At 47.9% G+C, this 15,596-nt stretch carries 12 protein-coding genes; 6 read left to right on the top strand and 6 right to left on the bottom strand.

All coding sequences use genetic code 11. From position 1 onward, the window contains the following. The 4 genes from QUA77_RS04225 to QUA77_RS04210 all read left to right on the top strand — a co-directional run. On the top strand, positions 1-4,273 hold a 4,273-nt coding region (locus QUA77_RS04225; RefSeq protein WP_333449344.1), incomplete at its 5' end, for a cadherin-like domain-containing protein. A 535-nt stretch (positions 4,274-4,808) separates the two neighbouring features. Continuing rightward, positions 4,809-5,795, top strand: coding sequence for a threo-3-hydroxy-L-aspartate ammonia-lyase (locus tag QUA77_RS04220; RefSeq protein WP_333449343.1), 987 nt, complete (start codon positions 4,809-4,811; stop codon positions 5,793-5,795). 300 nt (positions 5,796-6,095) lie between these two features. Next, positions 6,096-6,401 carry a small RNA NsiR4-regulated ssr1528 family protein gene (locus tag QUA77_RS04215; RefSeq protein WP_333035663.1) on the top strand — a complete coding sequence of 102 codons (306 nt, stop codon included), beginning with the start codon at positions 6,096-6,098 and terminating at the stop codon, positions 6,399-6,401. An 82-nt stretch (positions 6,402-6,483) separates the two neighbouring features. After that, positions 6,484-6,714 (top strand): hypothetical protein, encoded by a 231-nt coding sequence (locus QUA77_RS04210; protein WP_333035664.1) that lies wholly within the window; start codon positions 6,484-6,486, stop codon positions 6,712-6,714. 271 nt (positions 6,715-6,985) lie between these two features. Here QUA77_RS04210 and QUA77_RS04205 read toward each other — a convergent pair whose 3' ends face one another. The 6 genes from QUA77_RS04205 to deoC all read right to left on the bottom strand — a co-directional run bounded on the left by QUA77_RS04205 (position 6,986) and on the right by deoC (position 13,390). Continuing rightward, positions 6,986-7,903 (bottom strand): NAD(P)H-dependent glycerol-3-phosphate dehydrogenase, encoded by a 918-nt coding sequence (locus QUA77_RS04205; RefSeq protein WP_333035665.1) that lies wholly within the window; start codon positions 7,901-7,903, stop codon positions 6,986-6,988. Positions 7,904-8,014: 111 nt separating this feature from the next. Continuing rightward, the gene (locus QUA77_RS04200) at positions 8,015-8,443 is read right to left on the bottom strand and encodes an NUDIX hydrolase (RefSeq protein WP_333449342.1); all 429 of its coding nucleotides are present in this window, start codon (positions 8,441-8,443) and stop codon (positions 8,015-8,017) included. Positions 8,444-8,533: 90 nt separating this feature from the next. Then, positions 8,534-9,760, bottom strand: a complete 1,227-nt coding sequence (locus QUA77_RS04195) for a glycosyltransferase family 4 protein (RefSeq protein WP_333449341.1) — start codon at positions 9,758-9,760, stop codon at positions 8,534-8,536. Positions 9,761-9,786: 26 nt separating this feature from the next. Beyond that, the gene (locus QUA77_RS04190; RefSeq protein ID WP_333449340.1) at positions 9,787-11,358 is read right to left on the bottom strand and encodes an MFS transporter; all 1,572 of its coding nucleotides are present in this window, start codon (positions 11,356-11,358) and stop codon (positions 9,787-9,789) included. A 230-nt stretch (positions 11,359-11,588) separates the two neighbouring features. Then, complete coding sequence (gene recO, locus QUA77_RS04185; protein WP_333449339.1) at positions 11,589-12,464, bottom strand: DNA repair protein RecO; 876 nt, start codon at positions 12,462-12,464, stop codon at positions 11,589-11,591. Between the two features lie 245 nt (positions 12,465-12,709). Next, positions 12,710-13,390 (bottom strand): deoxyribose-phosphate aldolase, encoded by a 681-nt coding sequence (gene deoC / locus QUA77_RS04180; protein ID WP_333035673.1) that lies wholly within the window; start codon positions 13,388-13,390, stop codon positions 12,710-12,712. 415 nt (positions 13,391-13,805) lie between these two features. On the opposite strand from deoC, the gene QUA77_RS04175 reads away from it, so the two are divergent. Both QUA77_RS04175 and QUA77_RS04170 read left to right on the top strand, forming a co-directional pair. After that, complete coding sequence (locus QUA77_RS04175; protein ID WP_333035674.1) at positions 13,806-14,168, top strand: hypothetical protein; 363 nt, start codon at positions 13,806-13,808, stop codon at positions 14,166-14,168. A gap of 351 nt (positions 14,169-14,519) precedes the next feature. Beyond that, the gene (locus QUA77_RS04170) at positions 14,520-15,542 is read left to right on the top strand and encodes a tetratricopeptide repeat protein (protein WP_333035676.1); all 1,023 of its coding nucleotides are present in this window, start codon (positions 14,520-14,522) and stop codon (positions 15,540-15,542) included. The last annotated feature ends 54 nt before the right edge of the window (positions 15,543-15,596 follow it).

Here is a 15,596-nt window from a genome sequence, read left to right as displayed (position 1 = left end):
GTGTGAAGGCGACGACGGCGACGACAGCGTGATGGGCGGTGCCGGCGACGACAGTGTGATGGGCGGTGGCGGCAACGATACCCTCGTTACTGGCGACGGCAATGACGTGGCAGGCGGCGGCGACGGCGACGACAGCGTTAGCGGCGGCGGCAACGGCGACGATACGCTGATGGGCGGCAACGGCAACGATACGCTGATGGGCGGTACTGGCAACCATACCTGTATAGGCGGTGTTGGAGATGACGACTATGTCCTGAGTAACGGTAACGCTGGGGTAACTGCAGTCATCGCTGACTTCGAGGACGGCAGCGACCAGTTTCTGCTGTTTGGCGACTTGAACTTTAGCAGCTTGACCTTTATACAAATCGGTGTCAATACCGAAATTCGGGTCAATAACTTCGCGATCGCGCTATTGTTGAATGTCAACGCAACGCTTATCACTGCGGCCGACTTTTTGGGAGTTAATCCTCAAACTCCAACTCCAACTCAACCTCAAACTCCAACTCAACCTCAAACTCCGATTTTTAACCCTCCGCAACTGGAAGTTAGTGAGACCCTGATTGCTGGTTCCAGCGGCCAGGAGCAAACTATTACTCCTGATTTGTTGCGTGTTTCCGATACCGGGCAAGGTCCTGGCGGCATAACCTTCACGCTAACCGAGCTGCCCCCTGCTACAACCGGGCAACTATTTGTTAAGGGAGTCGCCGTAACACAAACGGGCGTTACCTTCACTCAAGAAGACATTAACGCAGGCAGGGTAACTTTCAGAGCGGCAGTAGGTTTTGTCGGTGCGGCTACTTTTGGTTTTGAAGCTACCAACGGCCAAAGAGCTCTCACCGGCAAGCGTTTTAGCTTGAAAATCGAGCAAAATTCCTTTAATTTTGCTGGCAATCCAGAAGGTCAAGCTATTGCCGGTTCTGCGACGCTCCCTAACAACATCGTAGGCAGCGATGGTAACGATAACATTACAGCCGGTAAAGGCAAAGACACAATCATCGGCGGCAAAGGCAAGGACACAATCATCGGCGGCGATGGCGATGACGATATCGACGGCGGCGATGACGATGATTATATCGAAGTTAGCCTAGGCAAAAACACACTAAAAGGAGGCTTGGGCAAGGACACAATTAAAGGCGGCAATGACGCTGACGATATCGACGGCGGCGATGACGATGACAATATCGAAGCTGGCATCGGCGATGACACAGTAATAGGCGGTGCTGGGAATGACACATTAAGTGGAAATGAGGGAAATGACACGATCGAAGGCGGCCTAGGAACCAATGTTCTAAGTGGGGGTGATGGAAACAATCGCTATGTTTACCGCACTTCCCGCCAACAGATTCAAACAGTTGCAGAAGCTGACTTAATTACTGACTTTAAGGTCGATGGCGATCTTTTAGAGCTTTCTACGGCAGCTTTTGGTAATCTCACCGTTTCTAGCTTGACCCGACTGGATATTACTGCTACTACTGCTGTTGGGTCGATCGGCAGCGCTAATTTGCTCGACTTCACCACGGATATCACTGTTACCAGCATCGCGTCTTTGCAAGCGCGGTTTGTAGCTTTGGGTGGCAACGGAGACGTGCCTACTTTCTGTCAGTTTATAGATGCCGAGACCGGCCGTTCCGTACTGGTATTTTCTGTTGAGGGGCGCTTTGAAGTTGTCACCAGTTTCTCGGCGAGCATTCGCCTGCAACTCAGTAACTTTGTCTTCACGGGCCCGCCACTAAATATTCCTGTCGGTACTGCTGGTGCTGACAATGTGGATTTCACCACTTCTCCGGCCCCAGTTAATTACGATGGTTTAGCAGGCGATGACAAGATTGTCGGCAGCAACTTTAACGATAGCCTCAAGGGCGGCGACGGCAACGATACCATCACCGGCGGCGTCGGTTTGGATGTCATAAGCGGTGGCACTGGTTCGGATCTGTTTGTTTACAGGACAACTAAAGAAGGCGGCGATAAAATTTCCGACTTTACTGTTGGGGTAGACAAATTCGAGTTTAGCGCGAGCGCTTTCGGCAATTTGACTACGACTAACTTTGACGGTGTTAGCGGGGTTTCTCCTGACATTACTGGCAAAGAGTTAGTGATTTTCACCGGCGGCAGTTATGCCTCTTTGGAAGCTGCACAAGCTAAGGCCGTGGGCAATTCTACAACTGCTGGTTTCTTCGCCTTTACGAATGCGTCGAACGAGACTGTGTTGTATTTTGACTCGAACGGTACAGTGGCCGGTGGTTCGACGCTTATTGCTTCCTTGGGTACGGCTGCTAGCAATCTGGGAACGGCGGACTTTGTATTTACAGGTACTATCGCCTCTCCTGCTGGTACTACTACCAACTCAGGCAGCGTTGTTGATTTAACTGCTGCTGGGAACACTTACCCGACCGGAGTTAACAATTTCGGTTCTGGTGCTGGCGGTTACAATTTCACCACTCCTGTCTTGTTTACCGGAAATGCTGATGCTAACAGCGTCACTGGTACTGAGTTTGCTGACATCCTCAGCGGCGGCAGCGGTGCAGATATTCTGACTGGCGGTTCTGGTGCGGATCTGTTTGTTTACAAAGCAACAGGCGAAGGCGGTGATACGATTACTGACTTTACTGCTGGAACTGACAAATTCGAGTTTAGCGCGAGCGCTTTCGGCAATTTGACTACGACTAACTTTGACGGTGTGAGCGGTTCAACTCCTGACATTACTGGCAAAGAGTTCGTGATTTTCACCGGCGGCAGTTATGCCTCTTTGGAAGATGCACAAACTAAGGTCCTGGGCAATTCTACAACTGCTGGTTTCTTCGCCTTTACGAATGCTGCGAACGAGACTGTGTTGTATTTTGACTCGAACGGTACGGTGACAGGTGGTTCGACCTTGATTGCGAATCTGGGTACTGCTGCTAGCAATCTGGGCACGGCGGACTTTGTATTCACAGGTACGATCACGTCTTCTGACACTGGTACTTCTCCCACTGGTACTACTACCAGCTCCGGCAGCGCTGTCGATTTAATCACTAATCCCGGTACTTTCCCGACCGGAGTTAACAATTTCGGTTCTGGTGCTGGCGGTTACAATTTCACCACTCCTGTCTTGTTTACCGGAAATGCTGATGCTAACAGCGTCACTGGTACTGAGTTTGCTGACATCCTCAGCGGCGGCAGCGGTGCAGATATTCTGACTGGCGGTTCTGGTGCGGATCTGTTTGTTTACAAAGCAACAGGCGAAGGCGGTGATACGATTACTGACTTTACTGCTGGAACTGACAAATTCGAGTTTAGCGCGAGCGCTTTCGGCAATTTGACTACGACTAACTTTGACGGTGTGAGCGGTTCAACTCCTGACATTACTGGCAAAGAGTTCGTGATTTTCACCGGCGGCAGTTATGCCTCTTTGGAAGATGCACAAACTAAGGTCCTGGGCAATTCTACAACTGCTGGTTTCTTCGCCTTTACGAATGCTGCGAACGAGACTGTGTTGTATTTTGACTCGAACGGTACGGTGACAGGTGGTTCGACCTTGATTGCGAATCTGGGTACTGCTGCTAGCAATCTGGGAACGGCGGACTTTGTATTTACAGGTACGATCGCATCTTCTCCTGCTGGTACTACTACCAACTCAGGCAGCGTTGTGGATTTAATCACTAATCCCGGTACTTTCCCGACAAACGGAGTTAACAATTTCGGTTCTGGTGTTGGCGGTTACAACTTCACCACTCCTGTCTTATTTACAGGAAGTGCGACAGCTAATAACGTCACCGGCACTGAGTTTGCTGACATCTTGAACGGCGGATCGAGTGCTGATATTTTCGACGGCGGTGCAGGTAACGACAGCATCTTCGGCGGCGCGGGTAGCGATACTCTCAACGGCGGCGAGGGGAATGACACTTTAATCGGTGGTGTGGGAACCAATGTTCTCAACGGCGGTGCTGGTTTGGATGTGTTTGTGTTCAGCGGAACTACTGCTGAGGGCGGGGATGTAATTACCAATTACAGCACTGCTGACGATCTAATTAACCTCGACAGCACTGGTTTTGCAGCCTTTACCACCGGATCTGGGCCTTTGGGTTCGAGTTTCTACGCTTACAGCAGTACAGTGTCTGATGTAACTGTGTTTGAAGGAACTTTAACCGGGCCGTCCATCATGGCTATCTACGACGGTTTGTCTACTAAACTGTATTACGATAGCAACGGTTCTACGGTTGGTGGTAACAGTTTGTTTGCCACTGTCGATGTCAATTTGGGAGTTTCCGGTAATTCTGAATTGTTCTTGTTCTAAACGGCAAGAATTCTAATCGGGATATCGGTACGGTTAGGGACACAGCAATGCTGTGTCCCTACAATACAGAGGTAAGGACATAGTAATACTGTGTCCTTTTTTTTTGTAATTGTTAAACAATTTAGTTGCTATTTTTTGGGTAGGGAAATGGCATTGCCGTGTCCTCTTTTGCGTTGTTGTCGATGGTTGGAGTCGATCGCACTCGCGAGGGCAATTTCACCATCCCATCCGGTTTATTTTACCCGTTACCCGAAATCTGGATACAGCGCCGTGCCATTTCCATACAATTAATCGGGATGTGGTTAAATTTGTATTCATTAATCCCTCTCCTATGCAAGTAAAAACGCCACTTTACTTTTTGAGAGTAAATTGTCATAACTTTGATTTTAGTCAACAGCTTTTTTAACCATTAAGTGCGACACCTAATAATTCTTGTCCTCCAAAATATAATAAAAATTTATAATTTAATCGTAGGAGTGAAGCGGGCCATGCCCCTCCTACAAATAAAGTCCTCGATCGCCCCCATCTAAAATCTATGAGTGCCCCATTGAGTACCCAAAATCCCTTGTCAGTCTCTTTCGTCGATGTGGAGGCGGCGGCAAAGCGCTTGCAGGGCAAAGCTTTCAAGACGCCGGTGCTGACTTCGGAAACTTTCAACAAACGCACAAATTCTCAGGTATTTTTCAAATGCGAAAACTTTCAGCGCACGGGTTCGTTTAAATTTCGGGGTGCTTGCAATGCTTTGATGCAGCTATCTGAAGCCGAAAAACAGCGGGGAGTGTTGACTTTTTCTTCGGGAAATCACGCGCAGGCGATCGCCCTGGCGGCGCGGTTGCTAGAAATTCCTGCTACTGTTGTCATGCCTGCTGATGCGCCCAAAGTCAAGCAAGAGGCGACTCGCGGCTATGGTGCGGAAATTATTTTGTACGATCGCACTCAAGTTGCGCGGGAAGAGCTCACTGCCAAAATTGCCGAGGAGCGACACTTGACAATTATTCCTCCTTATGATGACGCGCGGGTGATTGCGGGACAAGGTACGGCGGTGCTGGAATTAATCGCAGAAGTTGGGGAGTTGGATTTGCTGTTAGTTTGCTGCGGTGGCGGGGGTTTGCTGTCGGGATGCGCGATCGCAGCAAAAACTTTGTCTCCGCAGTGTAAAGTAATAGGAGTAGAACCCGAGCAAGCAGACGATGCTGCGCGATCGTTCCGCACGAAAACCCTACAAACTGTTACTAACCCGGATACGATTGCTGACGGTGCGCGCACGCCATCTTTGGGGAAATTAACCTTTCCTTTGGTGCTGCATTATGTGGACGATATGGCAACAGTTTCCGAAGACGCAATTCGCCAGACAATGTTTTTTATGTGGGAACGCATGAAGATAGTTGTGGAACCGACGGGAGTGTTAGCGGCGGCGGCTTTGTTGTCAGGTGTTGTGAAGGCTGAAAATGCGAGTATTGGCGTGATTGTGAGTGGAGGAAATGTGGATTTGAGCGAAGTTGATCGGTTTTTTTCACTATAATTAAGTCTGTCACTTTGTTGGTTCGTCAGTCCGAAAGTCCGCCGGGCGTTTAAACCCGTGTCTAATAGCAAAAGTCCTCGAAAAAGGACTGGAAAGCATTTTTTATTTTTATCTTTAGTCCACTGAAGTGGACTTGCTCTGTGAGACGGGGGTTAAAACCCCCGGCGGACTTTCGGGCAAACGCCAATTATTCATGCAAGCGTCAAATATTCATGCAAGCGCAAAATATGGACAAATTTTACCAAATTAAAGAGTGATCTGATAAAATGCTTCCACAACAAACTTCCATTTAATAGCACAATGTCTTCAGAAACCAACTCAACGGCTCAATCTACAACTGGTGCAGATGCGATCGATGTTGCGATCGCCTCTGGAATCGACTTTGACGGTACTCCGATTCCGCAAGCAAAATTAGACCTCTACAAGCAAGTGATGGGATTAGAAGCCGGCAGACAGCGCAGTGGCGTGTCAAATACAATGCGATCGCGCATTGTCCGAATCGGTGTCAAACATCTGCCTCAAAGCGAGCTCGATAAAATGCTCGTTGCTGCTGACTTCGCGCCACTGAAAGATAAAGAAGTTGCGTTTTATTACGGCGGCAAGTAAAAATTATCTACCCTTTTAGACAGATGAACAGTCATCCCCAAATCGGTCAAACTGGGGACAAATCCTAGCAGAGGGTAAGTTTATGAACACTAACGGTAGTAAAGTCATCAGCAACCTCGAGTACGATTTGTTAACAGTTTTGCAAAACAAGTCTGAAGCTTTGAAAGCCTACGACACTTACATGAAAGATGCTCAAGAAATGGGTTCTCAGCCTTGTGCTGAACTGTTTCAAAAATTGCAGCAAACTGACATGGAACACGCGCAGGAAATTCGGCAGCACCTTCAACAGGTAATGCAGCACGGCAAGATGTAAAGCTGGTGCAACTAGCTCGCCCAGCTATGAGTTATAAGTTATGACTTAAGTAGTAGCAGCGCTCAGTTAAAGAGTTGGGGATTCACAACTCCTCTTCAATTCCTTAAACTCTGTATCTACCGAGCGATGGAAAAGTCAATCTGACCGCTCAACCAATGTCGCTGATAACTCTTAATTCATAACTAGCAACTGGTGACACCGCTTCTTGAAACTTCAGCTACGGCTAGGGACTTAGGCTTTGCTTAAGTCCTTACCTATCTAGTCGTATAGGTTATAAAATCTCAGGTTTTAAAGCTCGTTCCATCAACGATAAAACGGCTTGTTCTGGAGTAATTTCACTATTTAATAAGCGATAAACTTGACGAGAAACAGGAACTTCTATGCCGCGTTGATTAGCCAAATCAATCAACACATTAGTAGTATTAACACCCTCAGCAGTGCTCTGCAATTCCTGCAAAATTTGCTCCAAAGATTTGCCTTCAGCTAATCCGAAACCAACCCGATAATTGCGCGATAAAGGACTGTTGCAAGTAGCGAGCAAATCTCCCAAACCAGACAAACCGTAAAAAGTTTCTGCGCGAGCTCCCAAACGAACTCCCACCCGAATCATTTCCGGCAAAGCGCGAGTCAGCAGAGCCGATTTAGCATTAGTTCCTAATTGTAAACCGTCGCAAACACCAGCGGCGATCGCAAATACATTTTTCAAAGTTCCACCTAACTCAGTCCCCAGCGGGTCTTCATTCACATAAACCCGAAAAATATCGGAACTGTAAATATTTTGCACTTGCTTTGCCGCCGCTAAATCCGAACTCGCGGCTACCGTTGCCGCCGGCAATCCCTGCTGAATTTCCTCGGAAAGATTGGGGCCGGAAAGTACCACAATTGAATTGTTAGGAAAAGCATTTTGCCAAATTTGAGACGGAGTGCGCGTGCTCGCGGGGTCTAAACCTTTGGTGACAGTAACTATAATTGTACTGGGACTTAACTCTAACGCCAAAAGTCGATCGACTGTTGCTCCAACTCCTTTCATCGAAACTGCCGAAACAACAACATCCGCACCTGTTATAACTGATTCTAGATTAACAGAACTGCTGCGCGACCACAAATTAACTCGAGATCCTTTTTTGCCTCCCAGATTGGCCAGTGCCGAACCCCAAGCACCTCCGCCTAATATTGTCAAGCTTGCCATAGAATTTAGTTTAATGAATTTAACCGCAGATTAACACAGATAAATCATCGATAAATCATAGCAATTAATCTGGTTTAATCCGCGTGCATCTGCGGTTAACAAATCCTCACCCTACAAACGCGGCCGCAATCCATAATGACGGTAACGCCAATAATCTCGTAAAATGCGATCGTGATCGAAACATAATTGGTGGGGAATCTGCCAAGATTCAAAAATTTTTAAATTTTTAGCATCGTCGGCGGCTTGAGGTTCGCCCGTTGCAGAAGCCAAAAATACAATACTGATAGTGTGTTCGCGGGCGTCGCGATTTGGGTCGGAATAAACGTAAAATTGCTCAATTAATTCTACATTCAAACTCGTTTCTTCTAAAGCTTCGCGTTTTGCCGCCGTTTCTACCGATTCTCCGTAATCGACAAAACCTCCGGGAATTGCCCAGCCGTAGGGAATATTGCGGCGTTCGATGAGTATGATCGGCCGATGGGGGCGATCGGCTAATTCGATGATAATATCAACTGTAGGAGCGGGATTTTTGTATGTCATTTGCAAAGGAAGAAGGAAGGCACGACAAGAATTTTGACACGGATAAACGGCTTAATTTCAACTGGTTCGGAGTTCCTTCTTCCTGCTGAATCATGCTAAACCGCGAATTAGTACGCGCTGCTTTTGCAAAACCTCTGAGTACAGCTTTTCCAACTCAGTAATATTCTGACTGAGAGTGTATCGCTCCATCGCTCGTTGGCGTGCTTTTTGACCAAGCAGCATTCCCAACTCAGGATGATCGCAAAACAGCGGCAGCAACGTTTGCAACTGACTCCGTACCCGCTGAGTGTTCAAAACTATCCCCGCGCCTTCCTCCAATGCCTCGCCGTCTGCACCGGCATCCGTTGCCAAACAAGCTAAACCGCAGGCCATCGCTTCCAGCAGCGACAGCGACAGTCCCTCCACCAAAGAAGGCAAAATAAATACGTCTGCACCCCGCAGAATTTCGATCCGGCGTTCCTCCTCAGCAACAAATCCCAGCCACACAATGCCATCCTCTTCGCCGTAAAACAGTTGCAGCGAGGCTGCTAGGGGCCCGTCGCCTACGATCGCCAATACGTTACCCGGGCCAAAATTGCACTGTTTCCATGCCTTGAGCAAAGCCTCGACATTTTTCTCCTGGGCAATGCGGCCTTGGTAAACAAAAATTCGATCGGCCTTTAATTCCGACTTCAACCCCGAAGGGCCTGGAGAATATTTAACAGCATCCACGCCGTTGGGAATCACTGCCACCCGTTCTTCCGGCACTCCCAAACGCACCAAAATATCCCGCTGAATGTAAGAAAATACGATCGTCGAGTCGTAGTTCGCCAAAAACGGAGCGTAAAGTTGATACATCAGGTGTTGGGTTCCTGATGTCAAATTCCGCAATTTGCGATCGAACGGCGGGTGAAAAGTCGCCACCAGAGGCAAATTCAATTCTTGACAAATTTCCGGCAGCAGAAAGTCCAGAGGCGAAAGCGTCAGGGAAGCGTGAACCACATCGGGTTTGAGCCGCCGCAGAGATTTCATCAGCACTGTGCGGGACTTGAGAGTGGGAATCGTATAAATTTGCGACTTGTAGTGACAGGGTAAAGAAACTTCGTTGCAACTAGCGGGCGAGAGCGAATTGGTATATGAGGTTTGAGCAATTCCCTTGCCCCACGAACCATTTGCCATGTTCCACCCCGTATTGTTCCTGTCTAGTGGGCCCGCTTCTTGGGCGAAGTGCAGGAAACTGACCTGGTATCCCCGGTCTAATAGTGCGTTGGTGACTTCCCTGGAGTAAGTGACGTTACCGCAAAAAGGTGATTTTTTTCCTAGCCAAGCGATGTGCATTCCAGTAAATCAGAGTTTGTTATTTTTTAGATTCGATCGACTTTGCTATTACTGCTACGGAAAATATACCAGGTTAAGACACCCCCAGCCATCGCTAATCCTGCTAAACCCAAAAATACTGTCGGCAAACCCAGAAATGTTTCCGCTACCCCGGCCAAAGCCAACGGTAAACTCAAAGCGATATTAGTGGCATTGTTTTGGAGCCCGAAGACTTTTCCCCGCATTTCTTCTGGGGTTTCTGCTTGAATTGTAGTCTGCATCGGCACTCCCACCAATGAAGCAAATAAACCCAACAGAGTAATGAACAGCACCGAGAGCCACAAATGGTGTGTAAATGCAGAAAGGCCCATCAAAGCAAGTGCCATGCCGATCGATCCGATTAAACTCAGTTGGGAGTGAGAAAATTTATGGCCGAGATAGCCGACTGTCGTCGCCCCACCCGCCATGCCAACCCCCACCGCCGCCAGCAAAAAGCCAAATTGTGATGCTTTCATACCGGGGAGGATTTCTGCCAGCCGAACTGCTAGAACTGCCAAGGCTGCAAAAATGGAAAATAGAATAATTAGTTGAATTAAAGCATTGCGGACTTTTGGTTGATCGTTGATGTAACGCAGGCCATCTCGCAAATCTGCTAAGGGGTGCGGCGGTTCGTGTTCGACTTCGTTTTTTTCGCCTGTTTTCATCGACAGCAACAGCACTCCGGCGAAGGCGTAACTTCCCCCTACTACTAATTCTTTGCCGATTCCCAGTCCGCCGCCGAGGTTGGAAAATAGGGTGTCGGCTAAAGCTAGTAAGGGTTCTCCGACTGCGAAGCCAATAATCACCGACCCCATCATGGTTGTGGTGTAGAGGGAGTTTGCCGATAGCAGGTGGCGGCGTTCCACAATTAGGGGAATCACTGACTGTTCTGCTGGGGCGAAAAATTGAGTTAGAGTCGAAACGAGGAATGTCACTAGCAGCAGCAAGCAGAATCCGAGCGGCAGTTGACCGAGTTCCCACCCGTCAGAGAGCCACAGCAGTACGGGCAATGTTAAAACAAAGCCTCCCCGCAGGAGGTTTGTGGCTACGAGCACTGCTTTTTTCGACCAGCGATCGACATACACGCCTGCAGCAGCTCCGAACAGCACTGCGGGAATGGTAAAGGCGATCATGATTGCCGATACCCACCTGCTGATGGTTTGATCTGGCGCTTGAAAGCGGCTGGCCACGAGGGCGATCGTCAGTACGAGATAAACTTTATCTGCTAGTTGGGAAAAAACTTGCCCACTCCACAATGCTAGAAAATTTGGGTTTTTAAGCACTGGCAGAAATCCCGTTTCTTTTTCGGGAGTTTCGGCTACTGCTTCCGAGACTTCTGCTGCTGGCTCTGGTGTGGGAACCGGGGCGATTGCTTCGGGTTGTGGGCTATTGCCGTTGGTTGACTCTGTTTTGGGAGTTGTGGGGTATTTATCCATTTCTGGGTCTGGGACGTTGCTCCATTGTCGATCGGCGGAGACGGGATAAGAGTCAAAATCTGGAAAATTTTCTCGTTCTTCCATCTTGTGGTGGGTCACAGCTAACACAGATATTCTCAAATCAGAATCGGACAGTCGCATCATAGGATTTGGGTGGATGGCCTGGGATGGTGGAGGTTGGGGGGATGGGAATTTGAAATTGAGGTGTTAACCCCTAAGTTTATTAATAATCTCGTAACTTTATCTCTATCTATTATCTGATGTTGCAACAACCTTGAGAATTTACCTGAAATGGTCGGCTGGTTCGGGTATCCGGCAGGTTGGGGGTGCGATGTACGATCGCCCGTTCACCTATTTAAATCAACACTCAAAGTTTAAAACTCAAAACTCTCTAGGTAGGTGTCGATCGAGCTTCCCGATCTAATCGTGCAACCTAAATGATACTGGGCATATTGTCGCAAAATATTTTCTACTGATACCCAAGTTGTTCGATCGGCAATCCCCTCTTCTAGTTCTGGACTAGCCAACTGTTGCAGCGCTGCTAATTCATTAGCATTGATCTCAAAATTTGTCAAGTGCTTGCTGCCATTCGTTTGCCGGGAACGGGAGGCGGATTTGTACAAGCTACCGATTTCTGAAGAGAGTTCTGCCTCTAGGTTAGCTAGCTCGGGCAAGCTGAAGGTTCCCCCAGAGGGTATACTAAACCCGGTTTGCCAGTTCGGATCGGTGAAATTTGGGATGAGCGGCCCTCTGGTGGCGCAGCAAACTTGGACTTGGGGGGCGAGGCCGGCTAAGGCTAGCAGGTGAAAAATGCCGTGGCTGAGGTGGGCGACAAGCACGGCGGCGGATTCGATTTCTGTGCGATCGGACAAACGCTCCAAACGGCTCAAATGTTCGCCCAGCAACCAAAAGAGTTCTTCTTGGGGCTCGTCGGAAAGGGCACTGGCGATCGCTAATTCGGCCAGATATTGCGCGGCGGAGAGTTTTCCGAGGTTGCGGCTCAAACCCGGATGGGATTGTACCGTGTCGGCTTGGGTAATTTTGTCGAGCGATCGGCCTTTGGCAATTAGCAATTCGTTAACGACAAATAATTCGCTTCTACCGCCAATGGTCGATCGTTGTTTGCGAACACCCGGTGCTACGGCTCGAATTAAGCCGAATTCCCGCGTCAAAATTGTCAGCACTCGATCGGATTCGCCGATCGGTGCACTCTTAAGATTGATTCCAGTTGCTTTGTAAGTTCGAGTCACTCGATTTTAGATTTTAGATTTTAGATTTACTACAATACTTCGGACAGTTTCATTGTCCTCGTTGGTCGATCGACCTGGAACAGTCATTCTACAGTTGGCAATCAAAAACTGTCCGAAGTATTGTTATTAGACAGTAGCAAAAACCGTCCAGGACGCAGAAGTTTTAGTTGTATGGTGCGTAAGGGCGCACCAATTCCCAATTAGCCATTGCTAATAATTAATAATTAATGACTAATCACTAATCACTAATGACTTTTATCTAAATTATCGCGTTGGCGGATTAATTCTGGGCCACGAGAAGTCCCCAAACGAGTTGCCCCAGCTACCACCAAATCTAGAGCTTGTTCATGAGTACGAATTCCGCCGGCCGCTTTAATCCCAATCCGTCCCTTCGTAACTTCCTTCAGCAATCGCACATCGTCAACTTTCGCCGGGCCAAAAAAGCCAGTGTTGGTTTTGATGTAGGCGGCACCAGCTTCCATACAAATCTCCGCCGCTAATTGTTTTTCGGCATCGGAAAGCAGCGAACTTTCGATAATTGCTTTAATGGTGAGATTAGTTTCTTCGCAAATTTGGGCTAATTCCCGGTGGAATTCGTCGATTCTTCCAGCTTTCAACAATCCTAAGTTAACGGAGACATCTAACTCTACGGCTCCATTATCTGCTGCTTCTAGAGCTTCGTAAACTTTCACCGTTGAAGTCGAAGCACCGGTGGGAAAACCTATAACTGTACAGACTTTGGGACGTTTGCCGTGCAGCAGCTCAACTGCTTGCCGGACGTAGGCGGGATACACGCAAACTGTGACAAAGCCAAATCTCTCTGCTTGTTGGCAACAGTGTTCTACTTGCTCTGGCGTGGCGGTGGGGTCGATCAGGCCGTAGTCGATCAAGGGGGCAATATCGATATCTGCCTGGTTTGCAGCCATTGCTGTTTTTTCTCCGAAGTAACTACTTCCTTATTATGTAGCGAATTTACCAATCTTCGGTCGAAAGCGCCCGGGTACAACCTCCCGGATTCATCCGTGAGGTCGCTTTCTCCAATTCTCCAATTCTTCAATCTAAAATCTAAAATCTAAAATCGATTGACTTTACGCCCGGTTCTAACAAGTATAAATACTCAATTGACTCGTAAAAACTCTTGTGGGAATTGGTTTACCAATTTGTTTCAGAAAATAATATTTTGGTATCTGCCTTTAGATACATTTTTGATCTTTCTTTAGGTATACTTTGTTAAAAGGAGTTACGGTAGAGCCTGCGTCAGCTACGCTAGGGCAGAGCCTGGTAGCGGCTACTGTTTTTACTTTTAGTAGTGCTTTAAAAACATAAAAGCCAGTGCCAAGCATGAATCATTTAGAACTCGAACAAGAAATTGGGAAGATGGCTAGAGCGATGATGACTCGCAATAGCTTAATTGGTAAGGATTTGATTGCGGATCTCAGAGGGCGGCTGTCAGTTGACAGTGTAGCTGCTTTGATGATTGTCAGTATTGAGCGTTTGATTTGGTATGACTGCGAGTCCGTGATCTGGAGTTTGAGTTATTTGATTCCTGCTGACGTGATGGAAGAAATTCGCCGGATTACTGCGCTGGTTGTTTGCCAGCGGTTGATGGGCCAGGGTTTTCTGCTGGGGAAAGATTTTAGTATTGATGCAACAGGCCAGTTGCTATTGAGTGAGAATGCTAAAACAGCGGTTGTGGTTGCTTGAATTGGGCAACCAGAAGTAGAAGCTATTAGCAGTAGGAGATTTGCAGTTAGACTTGGGGCGCCCTAGGACTCTTTGTGTAACTGCAAACCTAATTCGGGATGCGGTAAGAGTTGCGTGATTCACGGAGAGTTAAGATTCGCAGCAGCTCTAAAAAACGATGAGTGCGGTTAGCTAACAGAGCTTTTTACTAGAGGAAAATAGTTAGTTTGGATCGCAAATTGTTGAGGTTGTTACTGGCAGTGTGTACGGGCGATCCCCCTGTATCAAATTTTTCATATTTTTAGTGGAATTACAGTTTTATTCCAGGTAGGGTTTCATGTAGAATCATCCCTAAGATAGATACAAAATATTATGAACTTACTTCAAAACTTGGAAGCGGCTTGGTATTACCATCTGGGTTCGCGCCACCTCGAAGCTAACGATGATCATGGTGCTCTGGCGAACTTTAACAGAGCTTTGAAGTTGCAATCAGATCATTATAAGGCTTGGTTCGGCCGAGGTATGGCTCTGGGGAAATTAGAACGGCACTTAGAGGCGCTGAAGAGTTTTGATGAAGCCTTGGCGGTGGAGCCGAATGCGAGCTTTGGCTGGCACAACCGGGCTATTGCTTTAGGAAAGTTGGGCCGCTGGTTGGAAGCTCTCAACAGTTTTGACCGGGCTCTGGAGTTCAGTCCGTGTTCGGCGAGTATTTGGCACAACCGGGGACTGACGCTGATCGATATGGGGCTGTACGAGAAGGCGGTTCTGAGTTTTGATCGCTGTTTAAATTTGTACCCGGAGGCTGCTTGGGCGTGGTACAACCGAGGTAATGCCCTGTTGGAACTCAAGCTTTACTATCAGGCGCTTAACAGTTTTGACCGGGCGATCGAGTTTAAGCCTGACGACGCGAAGGCTTGGTACAATCGCGGTATAGCTGCGAACTCTATGGGACTTTACAAACAAGCAGTGGCTAGTTTTAGCCGATCGATCGCTCTACAACCGGGCAGAGCCGAAGCCGTGGGCGAACGGAGAGTTGCTTTGGAGAAATTAGTAGGTTTAAACCAGAGAAATGGCAAGTTTACTCCCACATCTGAGCGTCCCTTTGAAGATTATTTAATTTGGTACAACCGGGGTGTGGAATTGGCACGAAAAGGCTGCTACTCTGAGGCGATTGCTTGCTACGAAACAGTCTTAGAAATAAATCCTGATTTTGCTAACGCTTTTTACAATAAAGCTTGCTGTTATGCGCTATTGGGATTTGCTGATTTGGCCCTTGACAATTTGCAGCGAGCTGTTGAGTTTATCCCTAATTTATACCGAGAGCTAGCTTTAGCTGACTCGGATTTAAGCTGCATTTGGAAACAAGAACGTTTTGAAGCGCTGATCCAAGGTTGATTTTACGCAAAAAACAGCTCGCCAATTGGGCGAGCTGTTTTTTTTGGCGACGCA

It is taken from the genome of Microcoleus sp. K5-D4 (assembly GCF_036704575.1).
Lineage (GTDB): Bacteria > Cyanobacteriota > Cyanobacteriia > Cyanobacteriales > Microcoleaceae > Microcoleus.
This window is presented reverse-complemented; position numbering and strand designations above follow the sequence as displayed.